The following is a 19,065-nucleotide window of genomic DNA, read 5'->3' as shown; positions in this document are numbered from 1 at the left end:
AACATCAGTTTTGGGCAACTGGACAATTAACAGGTGTGAATGAGGAGTTGTGAGGAGTAGTAGTTGGAGCTTGAGCTACAAGGGTAATAGTACCATCAGCAGCAATTATCCATCCTTGAGCTTCGACGATCGCAGCAGGTGTTTGTGAAACTAAGCTTACCTCTTGTTGAGAGCCACTGATCTGTTCATTAAGCAATGCGTGGGGTTGCAAGTCTTGCCAGATGGCATCACTGCTAAGTGGCTCAATGGGGTTAGGTGGCAAACCACCTCGCCCAGTGACTATAAATTCACTTTGTTGATTGGCTGTTACTCCCCCAGCACTCTTACAGGTTTGGGCAATGAGTGTGGAAGCATCTACTATATTTGTGGTCAAATTCGCTAGTCCGCGACTAGGGTCGACATCGGGTGTGTTAATGTCTACAACTCCATTAATTCCCAGTTCTGAACTGGCGTTGATGTCACTGAGGGGAGTTAAAGTTTCACGGAATTGCAATCCAAAAATACCTTGAGCGGTAATATTAATTTTGCCTCCCGAACCCTCGAAGGCGTTGGCAATAATGTCGCTATTTTCATTGGGGGCAGCAACCACAAAACTTGTATCAATATTGATATTGCCGCCATCACCTTTGTCGAAGGCTTGGGCACTAATTGAACTATTATTCCGCAATACTACTAAATCGGACACTCTAAGCTGAATGTTAGCTTCACTACCAGAGGCTGTGGTAGCAGAGAGCGCTCCCTCGTTCAGCAAGATAGCCTTGGCGGTGATATCTAAATTACCTGGATTGCCTACTCCCAAACCACTAACAGTAACTTGACCTCCATCTCGCACAACCAAATTCTTTGTAGCAATTGTGAGATTGCCAGAATTTCCGAACCCTTGCGAACCAGCAGACAATATACTATTAACTCTACGAATACTAGAATTTCCCAACCCAGTATCTCCTATTCCAGAACCAGATACTTCTACAGATTCCAAGGCATTCACAGTCACCTTTCCCCCTAAACCCTCATTAAAGGTGCTAGCGCCAACTTCTCCCCCGTTTTGAATCAGTAAATTCTCTACGTTGAGAGTTAATGTTCCTCCTGCTCCTCTAGCAAAAGTATTAGCTTGGATTTGTGCTCCATCTTGAACTACTAAGCGACTAGTGTTGATTGTTATATCTCCTCCCTTACCAGTCGGTTGTGTAATGTCTGGTCGCCTGCCAACTGAACTGAATATGCCGCTACTTACTTGAGAACCATCGCTTCTTATGGCTGTACCGTTGGCTTCCACAGACTTAGAGGCATCCACAATCATTGTTCCGCCATTCCCTGAAGAGAAAGTGGATGTTCCTATCTGTGCACCGTTACGGATAACTAACTGCCCAGTTTTAATTGTCAAATTTCCAGCATTACCTTTAGCACCTATATTAGATTGAGCAAACAAGCCACTGGAATTCCGTCCACCCCCGTATATTCCACTTAGCTCTACAAATTCTTTCGCAATCACTGTCAGTTCTCCCCCCTGACCCGTGTTGAAAGTAGAAACCGATACGACTCCTCCATCTTGAACAATTAACCGTCCAGTATCAATCGTTATATTGCCGCCTCTACCCTCAGCCTGAGTTGTGGCAAAAAGACCAGTAGAAGACCCATTGAATGAAGTACCAAAGAGTTCTACAGAATTCAAGGCATTCACAATTATTCTTCCACCTTGACCTACACCTCTGGTGTTAGCAAAAATACCTGAGCCATCCCCCATAATCAATCGGCTAGTGTTAATAATTACGCTGCTTCCCTCTCCAGAACCAGAATTAGCGACATTGATTAGACTGTTCTCGTCAATCGGGGAACCTCCACTCATTTCTACCAAATCTGTGGCGTTGATAATGACACTTCCTGGCTTTCCAGAACCTCTATTGCGGTTAAAAATTCCTGATTCTTCGCTGAGAGTGACTTGCCTCCCTTGGAGATGAACGCTACCTATACTTTGACTAATACTGTCAGAATTAGCAATGATTTCAGCCCTACGAGACAATTGGATATCCCGATAATTTTCAATGCCTTCATAGCTTAATGTCAGAGGAATAGCATCAGAGGCAAATGACCAGTTCAAGTGGACAAGACCATTACCGAATACAGATCCCAATTCTATCTGTCCCCCATCTGCTTTCATCCTCCCTTGTTCTAGAAAAATATCGCCTCCCACAAGTGCAAGGGTTCTTTGCGGTTGCACCTGGAGTCCGACAATTTCACCATTACTATCCTTAACAGTGGATTGGTTGAGGATACTACCTGGATTTGCGGCAAATTGTAAGCCAAGGGGTACATTGACAGTCAATAAGGGAGGAATTTGGGGATTAGTAGCACTAAAAGCAAAATTGTTATCAAATCTCAAACTATCAGCTGTACTCGCCACAAAAGAACCTGCAATGTCTAATCTTGCATTGGCTCCAAATACAATACCATTGGGGTTAATTAAAAACAGATTTGCATTACCTAAAACCCCTAGTGTCCCCAAAATATTGGAGTGGTTATTACCTGTGATTCTCGTGAGGATATTCTCTACTCCCGTGGGGTTAGAGAAGTAAACCCGTTGTTCGTTACCAATGCTAAATTCGCCAAAACTGTGAAATAGGTTGCTTCCTCGGACTGCACCACCATCGATGCGATCGCCTATTGCTTCTTTAACCTCAACCTCTTGGATTAAGATTGATGATTCACTTCCCAAGGTGGTATCAGCTTTAATTTCGGCGAGGACATGGTTTTTTCCAAAAATAAAAGAACTCAGCGCCGAAAGGGCTAATGTAAAAAGTAACAATTCTCTTAAAAATTTAAACAATCTTTATTTTATAAAAATTAATTGTTGTTATAAACAATAACACTTTTTGATTTTTTTAGGTTTATCAAGAATGGAGATTTTATCCAATTGTAAAATTTTGTTGAAGACAGAATTTCTATATAAATCAAAATTCCATTATCGTGCTATGGCACTCATATTTTATTTGTTAATTTACCTGTACAGCAAGAAAGCTTATACTAAACCTGAAAGGTCAGTGTCCTTGATGAATTGAGACTCGATTGCATCCAATTCCAGAGACGCGGCTTTAAAAGACTCCAGAACTGTCCCAATCGGCTGCATCTATAACAGTGTATCCATCTGCCACTAACTCCCCAACTACGAATTCTCGATTGCGCCGCATCTCAAGTTTGATAATACAACCCCATTTGCCCCAAGCTCTAATGGCAAGGTGGAAATTTCCAAACATCTTGATAGTTTAAATCTAAGCGATCGCGTTGCTAATCTCTGGACTGCACACATTACTGATATCTTAATGTTAGATTAGATTATCCTAATTGGATATCTTTCTAAGTGCCAGTTAACCAGAAGAATAAATAAACATGAAAATTCAAAAACTAATTACAGAAGCACTTAGTTTACCTAATGATGCTATTTCCTATCATGTTAGTCAGCAGTTAGCAGCTATTTATCCTAAAAAAACATTGCTAGTAAGTAATGATAGTTCGTTTAATTTAGAAAAGTATGCTGAGGCAAACCTCTGCAAAATTCAATATGATACTCATATCCATAACCAAATCCTCACTGGTTGGAATGGTATGGAGAACGAGATTTACAATTTTAATGAAAATGCCAGTTTTGAAGTTTCATGGCAAGGAGACAAACTTAATGTACTTTTAATGAGTTGGCACGAAGGTTATTGCAAAACTCGCCATTTTTGGATTTTGGCTAACAGCACAAAGTTGGCTAAAAACTTTTTCGCCGCAGTTTGTGATTGGAACTCAGAAATTCGTGATGAACTTTTAGTTTTTGAAGATGGGTACTGGAATAAAAACCCAGAGTTGTTTCAATCTATTCAAAGCGCAAAGTTTGATAATCTCGTCTTGCATAGCACTCTGAAACAAGACATTCAAGATGACCTAATAACCTTCTTTGCATCCCGCGAAACTTACACAAATTATAGTGTTCCTTGGAAACGTGGTATTTTATTAATTGGCTCGCCTGGGAATGGTAAAACCCATACAGTGAAAGCATTGATTAATCAAATGCAGCAGCCTTGTTTATATGTTAAAAGCTTTAAATCTGAGTATGCAACTGATAGCGAAAATATCCGTAATGTATTCAAACAGGCACGGCAGTCAGCCCCTTGTATTTTGGTATTAGAAGATATTGATTCTCTATTGAATGATGAAAATCGCTCTTTCTTTTTAAATGAACTTGATGGCTTTGCCTCTAATGAAGGAATTGTGACCATTGCAACCACTAATCATCCAGAACGTTTAGATTCAGCAATTAGCGATCGCCCCAGTCGCTTTGACCGCAAATATCATTTTGACTTGCCAGCTATCCCAGAACGAGAAGCCTACATCACGTTATGGAATGATAAATTAAAAACTGCTATGGGCTTGTCTGAGCAGGCTGTGAGTCAGATGGTTGCGTTAACTGAAGGCTTTTCTTTTGCCTACCTTAAAGAACTATTTCTCTCGTCAATGATTCGTTGGATGGGAGGAATGGAAGATGGTGCGTTAGAGAAAATCATGATTTCTCAAGTTGCTATTTTGCGAGAACAAATGATCAGCACAACTGTTAGCAGCAAAGATTTAGAAAACTAAAATCAAAGAAGAATTCATGAGCGGAGCCGGGGACGTTCCGCTTTCGCTCAGAATCAATATTGCTGATACCTGGATTTTGAACAACTTTAGCAAAATCGGCGGCAGCTTTTCTTGCAATACAGTTCAGTTAAGCATTTCTTTCTTCCCTTTTTTCTCTTTCTTCTCTTCCTTTGCGCCCTTCTCTAACGAGATGCTGCGCGTAGCTTGCTTCGACCTAGGAGTATGCGGTTCGTTAAAAAATTGACTTTGTTTGACAAAGAGTAAAGCCTTAACCCAAGCGTATTGGCTTTTCTTGGGTTGCGATCGCAACGGCTTGGTACAGATTTTCGGGAATTTTGACTAATAACTGCATACCGATGGGTATATTTAAGCTTGACCAAAAGCTTTGTAAATATTGGCTTGCGAGTTTTCGGATAGGTCTTATTAATAAGCAAAGGCAATTTTAATAACTGCTAATTTTCTTACTAGCGTCATCTCTCCGGTATCGATATCCACGGTGAATAGAGAATTCATTGGCTCATGATTGAGATTAGCCACTGCATATAGTTTTCCTAATGAAGAAAAAGCTAAACTGAGCAAGTCACTTTCTAAAGGCTTATTGTTGAAGTGTAATTCTGACAACTTTATAATTAGTGCTTTGCCAGTCATTACTGAATTATTCTCCATATCTAACTGCACCAAATGCAGAGAGTACCCCATACCCATGCTTGTAGCATAAATTTTTCTATTAACAGGGGATTGGGCGAGATTACTATAGCGTCGGTCTGGTTGCAAATCGGGTAATAGTGGATCATAGGTTACTTTACCCGTCTCATAGTCAATGGTTGCTAACTCAAAAGGTGGAACACCCCCTCTTAGACTAACTATGCCCAAAAGCTTGCCATCTTGAGTTTCTAGCAGACTTTCTAAAGTACTACTATCCTGTTGAAATCCCCACACTTTTAGAGCTTTGTGAGTTCGAGAAGACTTGTCACGATTAAAAAATATGAGCCGATTAAAATCGCCATTTTGCGTGCGTGCTACACAGGTGATAATGAACGTCCCGTTGGATAGATGAGTGAGACTTGTTAGCCGCTCATAAGGGTTGCTATGGAAGGCTTTATGCACATCTGGAGTACGTATATTTTTATTCTCAACGGTGTTAACCGAGATTGGCGAGTGGGATAACTGTTTACCAGTTTCTATATCTAAAGATATTAGAGATATTTCAGGGGTCGTATGGGCTATATTTTCCACTTCTGAAGTGTGCAATGGCTTTCCTGCTGGATTACAATTTTTTTTTGCAGTTTCATTGGCTACACTTGTACTAACCATACTTAGGTTTTTCTTGGCCGCAAAGTGTACTCCATAAATTATGGAAGATGTCTGCACAGCACTTTCTTGCATATTAGAATTCATATCATTTTTAATAATTGTTTACGGACTTATAGAATTGCGTTTATAACAAGTCTTAGTAGACTGTTACTACTCTCATAATACACTAGGATTGCATTGTGTAATTAGTATCAAATTTTAAAATTTCTCAGTTGTATAGGACTCCTGTCTGATTTCTGAACAATATTTCAGATACAACTTTGATAAAACGAATCGGAGTCCTATAGATTCGATTATTGCTGGCAGAAGTCAGTCAAGGCAAAATAAAAAATTCTCTATTGACAAAGTAGTTTCAGGAAATTATTTAATTTAACGGCGTTGAGCCGTTAAATTAAATGCGCTATCTCTCCCAACTCTCAGGCTCTGCCAGAGTGGGATAATTCACTTCCTTTACCCTTGCGTCCTATAGGTAAACACATCGGTGTCCCCACAACTGGGTCAAGAATAATCCTACACTTCAATCCAAAAACCTCCTGAACCATTTCTTGAGTCATGACTAGCTCTGGTTCGCCAGCAGCAAAAATTCGACCATCTTTAACTGCAACTAAGTAATCAGCATAACGACAAGCCTGATTTAAATCATGCAGCACCATCACAATTGTTCGCCCCTGAGTTTGGTTCAACTCATACAACAAATCCAAAATCTCTATTTGGTGGGTCAAATCCAAAAAAGTAGTCGGTTCATCTAAAAGTAAAATATCTGTATCTTGCGCCAGTGCCATTGCAATCCAAGCTCTCTGTCGTTGTCCACCAGACAAAGTATCTAATCCTCTATCTGCCAATTCCAACAAATCTGTAATGAAGAGTGCCTGCTGTACGATTTTTTCATCTTTTGCTGACCACTGCTGCAACCAATTTTGATAAGGGTAACGCCCTTGTGCTACCAAATCTTGCACTGTTAACCCTTCCGGTGCTACTGGCCCTTGGGGTAAAATACCTAACTGCTGTGCTACTTCTTTAGTGGAAAGATTAAAAATAGACGTTCCATCAAGATAGACATTACCGCTACAGGGTTTAAGCAATCTTGCCAAACCTCGTAACAACGTTGATTTACCACAACCATTAGCACCAACTAAAGCACTTATTTGTCCGTTAGGGATTGCCAAATTCAGGTCACGGATAATCAGCGCACCATCGTAGGCTAAAGACAGATTTTTGGTTGACAGTCCTTTCATAGGTGATATTTCTCAGCTTTATTTTTTGCGGTTACGAATTAATAAATAAAGAAAGTAAGGAGCGCCAACAGCAGCAGTTACCACCCCACAAGGAAGTTCAATAGGTGCAAATAGTGTTCTTCCTAGCAAGTCTGCCATTACAACAATCACTCCCCCCAACAGTGCGGAGGTAGGAACCAAGCCTTCATGGGTTGCACCTACCAACTGTCGTCCTAAATGGGGTGCGATTAAACCAACAAAACCAATATTTCCGGCGGTGGCGACTCCTGCACCTGCTAAAGCTACACCCACCAGCACCAGTAAACCACGTTGCCATTCCACCTGGCTACCTAGACTTTTGGCGACATCATCTCCTAAGTTAAGAGCGTTCAAATGCCTTGCTAGTGTCAAAGCCATAGGCACAAAAACAATTAACCAAGGTAGTAAGGAAAAGACTTGCTCCCAAGTCCGGCCGTAGACGCTCCCAGCTAACCAAACCAAAGCATTACTAACGTCATAAATTTCGCCAAAGGTAATCATCAAGCTGGTTATGGCACTGGCGATCGCAGATAAACCAACACCCATTAAAATTAATAGAATCGGGGAACTACCGTTATTCCAAGCTAGCGAGTAAATTAAAATCGCCATTAGCAAAGCACCAGCAAAGGCTGATAGTGGCAAGGTGTAAATTGGTGCTGAAGGAAATAGCACAATTACTGTAACTGCCGCCAGACTCGCCCCAGCATTGATGCCAATAATACCTGGGTCAGCCAATGGATTGCGTGTCAGTCCTTGAAAGATAGTCCCAGAAATTGCCAGCGCCATCCCTACCATAAAAGCTACAAGGGTGCGGGGTAGACGGAGATTCTGAATCACGAATGAATGGTCTGGATTTCCTGTATCTAAACCCAATATAGTTTTCACGATATCTAAAGGCGAGATTGGATATTCACCCCGCCCGACATTCATCACCATCGCCACTGCGATCGCTACTGCCAAACATAGCAGTATGACTGGTACACGTCGGTCGATGCGGAAAGATATCGCTTGGGAACGAATGACTAGCCAATCAAAACTCATTTTTTCACCTTTGATTTAGCTAGGTATACAAAAAAAGGAGCGCCAACTATTGCTGTCATTACACCCACAGGTAACTCCTGCGGTTTGAGCAATACACGGGCGGCAATGTCTGCAACCAAGAGTAAAATAGCACCCAAAACTGCACAATAAGGTAATATCCAACGGTAATCGGCTTTAATGTAAAATCTCACTATATGGGGAACGACTAAACCAATGAAGCCGATTGGCCCTGCAAGAGCGACGGAACTTCCTGCTAGTAAGACTACGCTGATAGCGGTAAATATTTTTATCCAAGCTGTCTGTTGACCCAACCCTTTGGCGACATCTTCACCTAAACTCATAGTGGTAATTTGTCTGCCGAGGGCAAAAGCTATTACTAATCCGATGCCGACGAAAGGCAGTAGTTGTAAGAATAAATTAAAATCTCGACCAGATAATGAACCAGCTAACCAAAATCTAACTTGTTCGAGGGTTTGTTGACTGACAATGAGGATACCGGTGGTGAAGGAAGAAATCAGAGCAGTTAACGCCGCTCCTGCTACTGTCAGATTCAGTGGGGTGGCTCCTCCCCGTCCCAGAGAACCAAGGATGTAAACTAACACCGCTGTTACTCCCGCGCCCAGAAATGCCACAAGGGCGTAAACACTTAGGGATGAGCTGCCAAAAACAAAAATTGCCACAACGACAAAAAGGGCGGCTCCCGACTCAATACCTAAAATACCTGGATCTGCTAAGGGGTTTCGCGTCAAACCCTGCATCAATGCTCCCGATACGGCAAGGGCTGAACCTACAAGGATAGCAATTAGCGATCGCGGTAATCTCACAGTCTGAATAACTAAGTGATCATAGGAACCATCAAAGGCTATAAAAGATGTCAAAATCTTGCTAACAGGTATTTCTGCCGCACCTAATGTCACACTGTATACTAAACAGATTAGCAGCATACACAGTCCAAAAACCAAACCAAATAAGGCTGTAATTGGTGGCTTTTTCAATTCTCTAGGTGATACTGTGGTCGCTTTTATCATTATCCTGGCATCATTTGAAAATATTACGCTCTGCTGGTAGGTTGTTTTTTCAATAGGCACTCTCAATATTTAACAGCTTTTTAATCATTGGAGTTGATAATCTTTCTTGATAAATATATAGATTACACGATCGCGTAGTCTTTTCCAGATTTTTAAACGGAATAAAGGATACCGTTCCAGCTTTGATATACTTTCTCAACAAAGTGGTATTGTTAGATCAACTTAAATCTGCTTTGTCAAAGTCACTTGCGTGCAGCTTTACCTTGTTATCAAGAGGCTGCTCTAAGGATTACCAAGAAATAAATCACTACTACTTGTGGGGCGGACAAGATGTCCACCCTTATTGAGGGTCTGGCTCTTTGGCCTACCCCACAAAAAGAGTTGGATGTTTTTTTATTTGGAAGTTCCTTTGCAGATGTGCAGAAGGGCGAAGGGAAAACTTTTCTCCCCAGCTTGTTCTTTGACCAACAGCAGTTTCAGTCACCAGGCGTTACATCTGTAAATGGTGGTGTTCATGAGGATTGATCTTTTACTTAGGGTTTACAAAAGAAAATCAATACGCGTTTTACCCTTAATACTCAGTTTCATACTGGTTTTGTTTGTCGGAAGCCGCACTATGGCTGTACCAACAAAATCCACAGAGATATTATGGGATACCTATGGTGTGCCGCACATCTACGGCAAAGATGAGCGGAGTGCATTTTATGCCTTTGGTTGGGCACAAATGCAAAGTCATGGAGATTTGCTTTTGCGTCTCTATGGTCAAGCACGGGGACGCGCCGCCGAATATTGGGGAGAGGAATACCTAGAGTCAGATCGTTGGGTACAGACTGCGGGAGTACCAGAACGCGCTCGTTCTTGGTACAAAGCACAGAGTCCAACTTTTCGTAGTTATCTTGATGCTTTTGCTACTGGGATCAATGCTTATGCAAAACAAAATCCTAACTTGATTGATGATCAAGTTGAGGCGGTGCTACCAGTCAAGGCAGAAGATGTCATGGCTCACTTACATCGGGTGCTCAATTTCACCTTTGTAGTCAATCCAGAGGAAGCATTAGATCTGAGCAAAGAAAAATTGCAAGCAGGATCTAATGGTTGGGCGATCGCACCAAGTCATTCTGCTAATGGGAACGCAATGTTGCTAGCAAACCCACACTTACCTTGGTCAGATTTATTTTTGTGGTATGAAGCCCAAATCACCGCACCAGGAATTGATGCTTATGGAGCAACACTTGTAGGTATTCCTGTATTAGCGATCGCCTTTAACAACAACTTAGGTTGGACTCACACAGTTAACACCTATGATGGTTGGGATCTTTATGAACTCACACTGGGAGGTAATGGGTACCGCTTTGATGACAAAGTTCGTAATTTCCAGACAAAAACCCTCTCCTTGAAGGTGAAACAGAAAGATGGCTCCTTGCAAGAGCAACCATTAGTAGTAAAAAGTTCTGTTCACGGGCCTGTAATAGCTGAGAAAGCAGGTAAAGCCGTGGCGCTGAGAGTTGCAGGTCTTGACCGGCCAGGCGTACTCCAGCAATGGTGGGATATGGCACGAGCAAACAACCTTAGCCAGTTTCAAGCCGTACTTAAGCGCTTGCAACTACCAATGTTTACGGTGATGTATGCAGATCGAGAAGGGCATATTATGCACCTATTCAATGGTCAAGTTCCAGTGCGCTCTAAGGGTGATTTTGAATACTGGCAAAGCATAATCCCAGGCAATACATCTAAAACCTTGTGGACAAAAATTCATCCTTACCAAGATTTACCACGCATAGTTGACCCTAAGAGTGGCTGGTTACAAAATACAAATGATCCACCTTGGACAACTACCTTTCCAGCTGCCATTAAAGCAGATAACTACCCGCCTTACATGGCACCTCGTTTCATGGATTTCCGCTCCCAACGTTCTGTAAGGATGTTGGCTGAGGATGACAAAATCTCTTTTGATGAAATGGTTGCATACAAGCACTCTACCCGCATGGAATTGGCTGATCGGATTTTGGATGATTTAATTCCAGCTGCACGCAAGTACGGTCAGGACGTAGGGCAAAAAGCAGCCAATGTCCTAGAAGCCTGGGATCGGCAAGCCAATGGAGATAGTCGCGGGGCTGTATTATTTGCCTTTTGGGTACAACAGATGGACTTAGATAAGGCCTTTAGTAAACCCTGGAATGAAAATTCTCCACGCACCACACCCGATGGTTTAGCTAATCCTGAAAGTGCAGTTGCAACTTTGCAAGCAGTCGCAGCAGAGGTAGAAAAGACCTATGGGGCGCTTGATGTACCGTGGGGACAGGTTTTTCGGCTAAAATTGGGTGATAAGGATTTGCCTAGTAATGGTGGGGATGGCAACCTGGGAATTTTTCGTGTACTGAATTCTGCTCCAGGAGAAAATGGTCAGTTCCAAGCCTTTGCAGGTGATTCCTATGTGGCTGCAATTGAATTTTCTAACCCTGTACGAGCAATGGCACTCACCAGCTACGGTAATGCATCTCAACCCGGATCGCCTCACATTGGCGATCAGTTACAGATGTTTGCTAACAAAAAGTTGCGTCCTGTATGGCGATCGCGCTCAGATATTCTTGCTCATCTAGAAGAACGTAAAATATTCTGAGGATTCTGGGGAGACAGCTATGAAAGATCAGCTTACAAAATATCAGGCTACTGAGCTACTACTGTTTCCCCAGAATCTTATTCTGTCTGTACAAGACTTCGGTTGAAAATTTGAGAGATACCCACGTTTCAATTCGGATTGCTATAGTACTAATTGCTAGTTTTTAGTTTTCTCTGGAGGTTATAAGAAATGTCAAAAACTGATTTATTACCCATCACATAGTATTGAATTCGACGCTTGATAATATTGTTAAATCGGGAAAGGAAATCATAAAAAAAGGATGGGTTTTTCTGATTTTTTTTAATGCCTTTAACCATTTTCTTTGTTTTATAGGCTCTACAACTTGAGAATAAGCTAGATTCAGCTATGCTGACAGTTTCGTCGTCCAAAATGCCGTGCTTAATCAGAAATTTTCGTTTAAATATAGGCTTGCTTAAACCAAGATGCAACCCTGGTTTTCCATAGACATCAGTTTCTACAAAAGAAACTATATCTATTTGGAGAATTTTATCTATATGTTCTCCACTTTCTTCAATCAATGTACTCTAAGGAGATGTTGCAGCATCTTTGATTAAATACAGATCGTCAGCAATCATATCTGCATTTGTTTCATCTGTCAGCAATACAAGCTTTTCTAATCTTTCGGGATCATACCAGTCATCTGAATCAAGAATAGCAATCCATTCTCCTTGGGCTGCTTTGAGAGCACGATTACGCGCAGCGGAAACTCAAAGGTTTCATGATAACTTCAATATCTTTGAGCGTTTGCTCCAAGGTTGACTCTATTGCCTTCGCAATATAAGCTTCAGTATTGCAAGCAGGGATAATGACAGATACTTTAGGATTCACGACATTGAATTTCAGACTATGTAGGTGAGCGGGAAAATTTCAAAGTATGTAACGAAATTATAGAATAAGCACATCATATAGGCAACACCTTTGCTAATTTCAAGGGTTCAACGCCTGTAGAAACTGGGTGAATCCGGCTTAAAGGAGGAGGCTTCGCAAAATCTGGGCTAATAAAATAGGCATTTTTGGATCAGAAACTGCACTTAATACGATAACTTTTCGGTTAACTGACAAAGCGTATTTACCAAAATCTCTCTATGTGATGAAGAATTCAATATTAATAGTGAATTAAGGTTCTTGAATAGACACGAACCTAGAGGGTTTTTACTATGGCTCTGAATGTATTCGAGTTATCAGCACCGCCGGTTAACTCTATTGTTGGACATTTATTTGAACTTGGACAAGACCCATTAGGATTTCTTACCCGTTGTCGTGACTATGGTGATATTATTCCCTTACAGTTAGGGTTAACTCCGACTTTTTTAGTAACTAATCCTGAATACATAGAAGAAGTTCTAAAAAACCGCAACGATTTTATTAAAAGCCGAGGCTTACGCGCCTTAAAAACCTTACTAGGAGAAGGGTTGTTAAGCGCAGAAGGAGAATCCTGGTTTTGGCAACGTCGTCTTGCCCAACCAGTATTTCACCAAAAACGGATTAATGGATATAGCCAAATAATGGTAGAGTACACCAACCGAATGCTTCAAACTTGGCACGATGGTGAAACTCATGACGTTCATGCAGATATGATGCATTTGACGCTGCAAATAGTTATGAAGTGCATATTTAGCACTGATGTAGATGCAGGAGAAACAAAAGTTGTTGCCAATGCACTAGATGTGGCAATGCAGTGGTTTGAAAGTAAGCGACGGCAGAATTTTCTGGTGTTGGAGTGGTTGCCAAGACCTGAAAACATCCGTTATCGTCATGCCATTGCCCAAATGGATGAAGCTATCTACAAACTGATTCAAGAGCGTCGCAACAGTGGGGAAAAAACCAATGATTTGTTGACAATGCTAATGGAAGCGAAAGACGAACAAACTCTTCAGCAGATGGATGATAAACTGCTGCGAGATGAAGTCGCCACCTTAATGTTGGCAGGGCATGAAACTACTGCAAATGCTTTATCCTGGACGTGGTTGCTCTTGGCACAAAATCCCGAAGTGCGTGAAAAATTAGAATTAGAGCTAAATCAAGTTCTGCAAGGCAAGTTACCAACACTCGAAGACCTTGGGCAGTTAGTTTATACACAGCAAATTATCAAAGAATCAATGCGGTTATATCCTCCAGTCCCTCTCATGGGGCGGGAAGCAGCAGTAGATACCCAGATTGGTGAGTACGAAATTCCCCAAGGCATGGCAATCATGATTAGCCAATGGGTAATGCACCGTCATCCAAAGTATTTTGAGAATCCTGAAGCTTTTCAACCAGAACGTTGGACACAGGAGTTTGAAAAAGAACTTCCTAAAGGAGTATATATACCTTTTGGGGATGGGCTAAGGATTTGTATTGGTAAAGGTTTTGCTCAGATGGAAGCGGCTTTGTTATTGGCGACTATTGCTCAACGCTTCCAAATAGATTTAGTGCCAGGATACCCAATCGTGCCACAGCCTTCAATCACCTTACGCCCGGAAAACGGGCTGAAGGTGCAACTCAAACAGATTGTGCCAAACGCTTCTAAAGACGGGAAACCTCAACACGTACAAACTTCTAATTAGCAGTAGCGAAAAAGATTTTAGGCAGTTATTAATCTCCTCTAACCCACGCCACTTGCTCCAGTTGGGCGAAAACCCGAACTGGAGCAAGTGGCGTGGATTTAGGGGGATCTAGAACGCTTTATAGCCCTTTCAAGGTGGGTGAAAATTTTAGTCTATAAATTTTTCTTTAACCTCTTCAGATGGGTGTTTAATTTATTTTAATTGTTTAAAATTATAATTTCGGGTTAACGAGGAATCGCAAACCTGAAATGTCTCGTGTATCATGCTGCATACCATAGTCAGTTATGGCATATTCAAGTTGTAATATGAGACGGTCTCGATTAATTGGAGTTTTGCTTTTATGAAAACAAAATGTATCTTCAACGAATCCAAAGCCTGCTTTACCACAAATAGTCACTAATGAGTCTTTAGTATAATAATTAATAATTTCTGCATCAGTTTCTGATTTAGGTAGCAATAAATGTGAGAGTTTCTTTTGTTTATGACTACCCCGAATGCAGATATGAGCGCCGCCATTTGCATCAACATCTGTCAAATAAAAGAAAAATTTTAAAAATCGATAATCATCCATATCGTAGTGAAACATTTGAAATGTTTGTCTCCTTTGTTCATCTGTTACCTCTCCAGAAAAACTCCACCACAGTTGATTACATTGATGTGCAGGTTCATGTTCTAAAAATTTGGCAGCTATTGCCAATAATTTAGGATCGTTCTGTAGTTGCCAAATAGCAGGACAAAGCAAAGCTGTGTTGAAGTAACCAGCTAAAGTCAATGGTTCACCATAAGCAATTTCTGCTAATTGTTTCTGATAATAATAGAATCCCAATCTGGATTGGCGATGGATATAACAAGGATTAGAGTGTGCAAATGAGACTATTTCTTCTACTATATTTTCAGGTAGATTGATACCTAAATAAAACCCATCTTTCTTGAGACTGTCAACTACTAAATTTACGTCGATATATGGGAATAAAGTAGGAGATTCATTTACATAAAAATTAGATGATTTAGCTGTAGCTTTTAAGAAAAACTCTCTTAGAAATCGCCCTATACGAAATCTCGCTAATTTCCGCATTAACAGCCATTGGGGATTTCTAACCAATCCTTTATAGTTTTCATAGCAAATATCATATAGTAACGGAAATTTTTTTTTAAAATAATTTCGAGTCAACATACTAAGTTGTCCATTATTGTCATTCATTATTATTTAAACTTTAGCAGTTAATACGTAATATTCTGTTACATTAATGTTGAGAAAATGAGTTTCAGTAGAGTTATTTTACGGCTCCCGTTTTTCTAAAAAATAGCTCTTAATAAGTTTTTAGTAATTCTAGCTTTAGGCTTGTTGTAAGCTATCTTCTAGTGAAAAAATTACTTATATTGACTTTAATATCATAAAATTCTTAGCATTTATATTTGAAAAACTTATATTTTGGGTAATCTTTAAAATTATTTTTAGATTGATTTTGCTTATACTTAAGTGATTACATTTTACCACTAAAACTGTTTTAATGATTACTTACAGTGAAGATAATGGCAGGAATATGACTAACGGCGACAATACTGCTTGGTTAAGGGGAAATAGAGGGTAAAACAAAGAAAATAGTGTTCGCGTAAGAACTACGTGAACAACAAATCGGATAATTCGACTTACTTTTTCTGTTTGAGGCTATCGTACAAGTCCACCCAATTTTGACCAAGAGAGTCGATGCACGAAGTTAAGTCATCGATTTGAGTTCTTCTAGCTACGGAGAGGACAGCATCAATATGAGCAGGGCCTCCAGCCTTACCCAAATACTTATATTTGCTCAATTTGTTGGGTTGAGTTGTGGAAAAATTGGTTTGGTAACGTGTAATTTATACTACCAACAAGCTTCCTTTTTCCACGTATTGGGTAACGTAAAACACAATAACTAAGTAGTGCTACTTCCCCTGAAGCCTGAATTTGTTGAATCATTTTGTTCGCGTATAATTTACATGAACAAATTATTCTTGAACCTACCATCTATTTCCCCTTAACCGAGCAGTATTGGGGCTAGTCATAGCTTTGCTACCAACAAGAGAACTTTTAAAACGCCCTCTTAGATGATTATCATTTCTATTTACAGGTATTTCATTACATAGACTTATTGACATGTAAGGGTTTTAAACTTTTACGGTTGAGTTACTATACTTTCAGTTAGTAATATCAAGAGGATGTATGAATTTACTGGATGGCAGCATTGCCCTGATTTCATACAAATCTTGCTTATTTAGTTTCTAGGTATGTGTTTATGCACCAAGGGTTAAGGTTACTAATTCAACTAGTACTAGAGTTTGCACCTGTTGTTGCAGAGCTAGTACAGAAGAGAAATCAAGACAATTTATCTCTGAATAAATATGAACCGATTGAAGCAATTCCCGAATTAGTCAAAGCTCTGAATCCTTCAAATAAAAACAGCAGTTACGTTGAGGACTTTCAACAAGAAAGAATTTCCCAGCAGCAATTAGTAGCTTATAATCACGAAATGCGATTAAGAATAACCGCGCAAGAGCGAGAAACAGCGCTTAAGTTGCCAGAAGTTAATAAAATTCTTGATAGCTGGCCATTAAGATTATACCCTTCACAAATTTTAGACTCCACCCATTATGGGCACACTCCACTGAAAATTTTTATTGCTCCTCCTCAAGTACATTTTGACAAATTTGACGATAATAAAGATGATAAAACTTCCCAAATTGAGTTAATGTTAGCTGAAGGAATACGAGATTTTCTTAACAAGCATTACTCTCTACACAGTCAAGTTAGACCAACAGAGTTATTGGCAGGAGCTTGGGATAGTAAACGTTTTCACAGTGAATCAAGTATTAAGGCTCTGTTTGAAATGTTGAAAACAGAGCCAAGTTTGATTTTGGAGTCAGAAAATGATGGCGATTATTTAAATTTTCGGATTGCCTACTGGGGTTTGGGACAAAGTAATTATTATTATAAAACAATTGCCCGTTTACCTTATCGACAAATTTTGGAAGAGTCTGCTAAAAGACGGGCGTTAGAATGGAAAAAGATTAGAGATGAACTGCTGGCATTGGGAGAAGACTTAGAGGAAATTAACCACATTGGAAAAGAGAATGTTGTTAATTTGGCAATTTTAGAAAAGCTAGAAAAATGGGATGAAAAAGGAATTGATATTAGTAAGTTATCCTTACAATATCAAGTCAATCGTCAGGACTTTGAAAACCTTTGCCAAGTTTTGATTACCTATCACTGTTTGGTTGCAGGTTGGGTAGCAGATGCTTACCACTTGGTTGATCATAGTGTACCTCCCCTACTACCAGAGTTGCTGCCAAGTTTACTGTCAGATACTTTTGATTTACAATCATTACAGGTTATAGCCTCAGGTTATAAACAAGTTTACCAAGCTCTGGAAAATGAGCGTTGTTACTGGATTCCAGAATTGGCTTTGCAATTAGCCCAGAGTTTATCTCATTTAAGCGATTGCTCTTGGGCAAACGAGCAGCTTGATTATTCTGTGAATACATGGTTGCAACTACGCCAAATATCACCACAAGATTCTACGAACCCGCTTCAGGCAATGCAATCAGCCGTCAGCGTCAAAGATGAGGAATATGTCAAAAAGTTAAGAGAATATTTTGTCGCAGTGGGTGATACTCAGAGAATTGCTGATGTTGAAGAAATTTTAAATTACGTCGCTAACCTCAAACACCAAGTAACATTACAACATATTGTTCTCAGCCACACCCTCACTGGACATTCAAAAAAAGTCACATCTGTCGCCATTAGCCCTGATTCTGAGAGTTTAGTTAGCGGGTGTGCAGATAAAACCATCAAAGTATGGAATCTTAAGACCGGCAAACTTATCCGCATCACAGAAGATTTAGGCGAAATTTCATCTGTTGCGATTAGTCCTGATGGACATTTTCTTGCTGTTGGTAGCTGCCAACACCCCAGAAGTAATGTCAAAGTATGGAATCTCAATTCTGACAAACTCCTCCACACTCTTTTAGGACATCAAAAACCGGTTAACTGCATTGCAATTAGTCCTGATGGACAAATTATTGCCAGTGGCAGTCATAAAATTAAAATTTGGAACTTGCATAAAGGCGATGCCTGCGGCGGGCTATGCCAACGCATTTGTACCCTTTGGCATTCATCCGCAGTTAATGCCGCTGCTATTAGCCCCGATGGTACAATCCTTGCTAGTGGTAGTTCTGATAACAAAATTAGGCTGTGGAACCCACGCACAGGCGATCCATTACGCACCCTCAACGGACATTTAGGTGGGGTGAAATCAGTAATCATTAGTCCTGATGGAGAAATTCTCGTTAGCGGTAGCACAGACAAAACTATCAAAATTTGGCATTTAGCTACAGGTAAACTATTACACAGCTTGACTGGACATTTTGAAGAGGTAAAATCCTTAGCTGTTAGTCCTGATGGGGAAATTCTCTTTAGTGCTAGCGCAGACAAAACCATCAAAATTTGGCATTTGCAGACGGGAGAGTTACTGCAATCTATCACAGAACACTCAGGGGCTGTAAACTCTATTGCTATTAGCCCCAATGGTCAATTTCTTGCTAGTGCTAGTTCTGATAAAACCATCAAAATTTGGCAGATAAATTAAGCTTTT

Annotated in this window: 15 protein-coding genes; 5 read left to right on the top strand and 10 right to left on the bottom strand. The window is 40.4% G+C overall.

Annotation, left to right across the window (positions count from 1 at the left end):
• Positions 1-4: 4 nt before the first annotated feature.
• Both F8R90_RS30330 and F8R90_RS30325 read right to left on the bottom strand, forming a co-directional pair.
• Positions 5-2,803 (bottom strand): two-partner secretion domain-containing protein, encoded by a 2,799-nt coding sequence (locus F8R90_RS30330; protein ID WP_230967135.1) that lies wholly within the window; start codon positions 2,801-2,803, stop codon positions 5-7.
• A 286-nt stretch (positions 2,804-3,089) separates the two neighbouring features.
• Positions 3,090-3,251 (bottom strand): hypothetical protein, encoded by a 162-nt coding sequence (locus F8R90_RS30325; RefSeq protein ID WP_196513757.1) that lies wholly within the window; start codon positions 3,249-3,251, stop codon positions 3,090-3,092.
• Between the two features lie 133 nt (positions 3,252-3,384).
• Here F8R90_RS30325 and F8R90_RS30320 point away from each other — a divergent pair, with 133 nt between their 5' ends.
• On the top strand, positions 3,385-4,614 hold the full coding sequence (locus F8R90_RS30320) for an AAA family ATPase (protein WP_196513756.1): 1,230 nt from the start codon (positions 3,385-3,387) through the stop codon (positions 4,612-4,614).
• A 423-nt stretch (positions 4,615-5,037) separates the two neighbouring features.
• Here the strand turns inward: F8R90_RS30320 and F8R90_RS30310 are convergent, their stop codons facing one another.
• From F8R90_RS30310 to F8R90_RS30295, 4 genes are all read right to left on the bottom strand, one after another.
• Complete coding sequence (locus F8R90_RS30310; RefSeq protein ID WP_196513752.1) at positions 5,038-6,012, bottom strand: hypothetical protein; 975 nt, start codon at positions 6,010-6,012, stop codon at positions 5,038-5,040.
• A gap of 332 nt (positions 6,013-6,344) precedes the next feature.
• On the bottom strand, positions 6,345-7,163 hold the full coding sequence (locus tag F8R90_RS30305) for an ABC transporter ATP-binding protein (protein ID WP_196513750.1): 819 nt from the start codon (positions 7,161-7,163) through the stop codon (positions 6,345-6,347).
• Positions 7,164-7,181: 18 nt separating this feature from the next.
• Positions 7,182-8,222 carry a FecCD family ABC transporter permease gene (locus F8R90_RS30300; protein WP_196513748.1) on the bottom strand — a complete coding sequence of 347 codons (1,041 nt, stop codon included), beginning with the start codon at positions 8,220-8,222 and terminating at the stop codon, positions 7,182-7,184.
• Positions 8,219-9,250, bottom strand: a complete 1,032-nt coding sequence (locus F8R90_RS30295; RefSeq protein ID WP_196513747.1) for a FecCD family ABC transporter permease — start codon at positions 9,248-9,250, stop codon at positions 8,219-8,221. The genes F8R90_RS30300 and F8R90_RS30295 overlap by 4 nt, the downstream gene beginning before the upstream one ends.
• Before the next feature lie 330 nt (positions 9,251-9,580).
• Between F8R90_RS30295 and F8R90_RS30290 the strand changes: the two genes are divergently transcribed.
• Complete coding sequence (locus F8R90_RS30290; protein WP_196513745.1) at positions 9,581-9,775, top strand: hypothetical protein; 195 nt, start codon at positions 9,581-9,583, stop codon at positions 9,773-9,775.
• Positions 9,765-11,870, top strand: a complete 2,106-nt coding sequence (locus F8R90_RS30285; protein WP_196513743.1) for an acylase — start codon at positions 9,765-9,767, stop codon at positions 11,868-11,870. The genes F8R90_RS30290 and F8R90_RS30285 overlap by 11 nt, the downstream gene beginning before the upstream one ends.
• 149 nt (positions 11,871-12,019) lie before the next feature.
• Here F8R90_RS30285 and F8R90_RS33235 read toward each other — a convergent pair whose 3' ends face one another.
• Genes F8R90_RS33235 through F8R90_RS33595 form a run of 3 tightly spaced genes read right to left on the bottom strand, consistent with a single transcriptional unit; the run spans position 12,020 to position 12,719 of the window.
• The gene (locus F8R90_RS33235) at positions 12,020-12,409 is read right to left on the bottom strand and encodes a hypothetical protein (RefSeq protein ID WP_230967133.1); all 390 of its coding nucleotides are present in this window, start codon (positions 12,407-12,409) and stop codon (positions 12,020-12,022) included.
• A gap of 6 nt (positions 12,410-12,415) precedes the next feature.
• Complete coding sequence (locus F8R90_RS33600) at positions 12,416-12,544, bottom strand: glycosyltransferase (RefSeq protein WP_331000750.1); 129 nt, start codon at positions 12,542-12,544, stop codon at positions 12,416-12,418.
• Between the two features lie 37 nt (positions 12,545-12,581).
• On the bottom strand, positions 12,582-12,719 hold the full coding sequence (locus F8R90_RS33595) for a glycosyltransferase (protein ID WP_331000748.1): 138 nt from the start codon (positions 12,717-12,719) through the stop codon (positions 12,582-12,584).
• A 329-nt stretch (positions 12,720-13,048) separates the two neighbouring features.
• Here F8R90_RS33595 and F8R90_RS30275 point away from each other — a divergent pair, with 329 nt between their 5' ends.
• The gene (locus F8R90_RS30275) at positions 13,049-14,437 is read left to right on the top strand and encodes a cytochrome P450 (RefSeq protein ID WP_196513742.1); all 1,389 of its coding nucleotides are present in this window, start codon (positions 13,049-13,051) and stop codon (positions 14,435-14,437) included.
• A 211-nt stretch (positions 14,438-14,648) separates the two neighbouring features.
• Here F8R90_RS30275 and F8R90_RS30270 read toward each other — a convergent pair whose 3' ends face one another.
• A complete protein-coding gene (locus F8R90_RS30270; protein WP_196513740.1) occupies positions 14,649-15,638 on the bottom strand; it encodes a hypothetical protein in 990 nt (329 codons plus the stop codon).
• 1,072 nt (positions 15,639-16,710) lie between these two features.
• On the opposite strand from F8R90_RS30270, the gene F8R90_RS30265 reads away from it, so the two are divergent.
• Entirely contained in the window at positions 16,711-19,059 is a 2,349-nt protein-coding gene (locus F8R90_RS30265; RefSeq protein ID WP_196513738.1) for a WD40 repeat domain-containing protein, read from the top strand.
• Positions 19,060-19,065 lie beyond the last annotated feature (6 nt).

The sequence above is a fragment of the Nostoc sp. NZL genome (assembly GCF_015714705.1).
Lineage (GTDB): Bacteria > Cyanobacteriota > Cyanobacteriia > Cyanobacteriales > Nostocaceae > Nostoc > Nostoc foliaceum_A.
The sequence above is the reverse complement of the archived record's forward strand: the minus strand, read 5'-3'. Positions and strand labels throughout refer to the sequence as shown.

Bases quoted from the DNA above. Each gene is read 5' to 3' on its own strand.
- F8R90_RS30325 (WP_196513757.1), bottom strand. From the start codon at position 3,251: ATGTTTGGAAATTTCCACCTTGCCATTAGAGCTTGGGGCAAATGGGGT.
- F8R90_RS30320 (WP_196513756.1), top strand. From the start codon at position 3,385: ATGAAAATTCAAAAACTAATTACAGAAGCACTTAGTTTACCTAATGAT.
- F8R90_RS30310 (WP_196513752.1), bottom strand. From the start codon at position 6,012: ATGAATTCTAATATGCAAGAAAGTGCTGTGCAGACATCTTCCATAATT.
- F8R90_RS30305 (WP_196513750.1), bottom strand. From the start codon at position 7,163: ATGAAAGGACTGTCAACCAAAAATCTGTCTTTAGCCTACGATGGTGCG.
- F8R90_RS30300 (WP_196513748.1), bottom strand. From the start codon at position 8,222: ATGAGTTTTGATTGGCTAGTCATTCGTTCCCAAGCGATATCTTTCCGC.
- F8R90_RS30295 (WP_196513747.1), bottom strand. From the start codon at position 9,250: ATGATAAAAGCGACCACAGTATCACCTAGAGAATTGAAAAAGCCACCA.
- F8R90_RS30290 (WP_196513745.1), top strand. From the start codon at position 9,581: ATGTCCACCCTTATTGAGGGTCTGGCTCTTTGGCCTACCCCACAAAAA.
- F8R90_RS30285 (WP_196513743.1), top strand. From the start codon at position 9,765: ATGAGGATTGATCTTTTACTTAGGGTTTACAAAAGAAAATCAATACGC.
- F8R90_RS30275 (WP_196513742.1), top strand. From the start codon at position 13,049: ATGGCTCTGAATGTATTCGAGTTATCAGCACCGCCGGTTAACTCTATT.
- F8R90_RS30270 (WP_196513740.1), bottom strand. From the start codon at position 15,638: ATGAATGACAATAATGGACAACTTAGTATGTTGACTCGAAATTATTTT.
- F8R90_RS30265 (WP_196513738.1), top strand. From the start codon at position 16,711: ATGCACCAAGGGTTAAGGTTACTAATTCAACTAGTACTAGAGTTTGCA.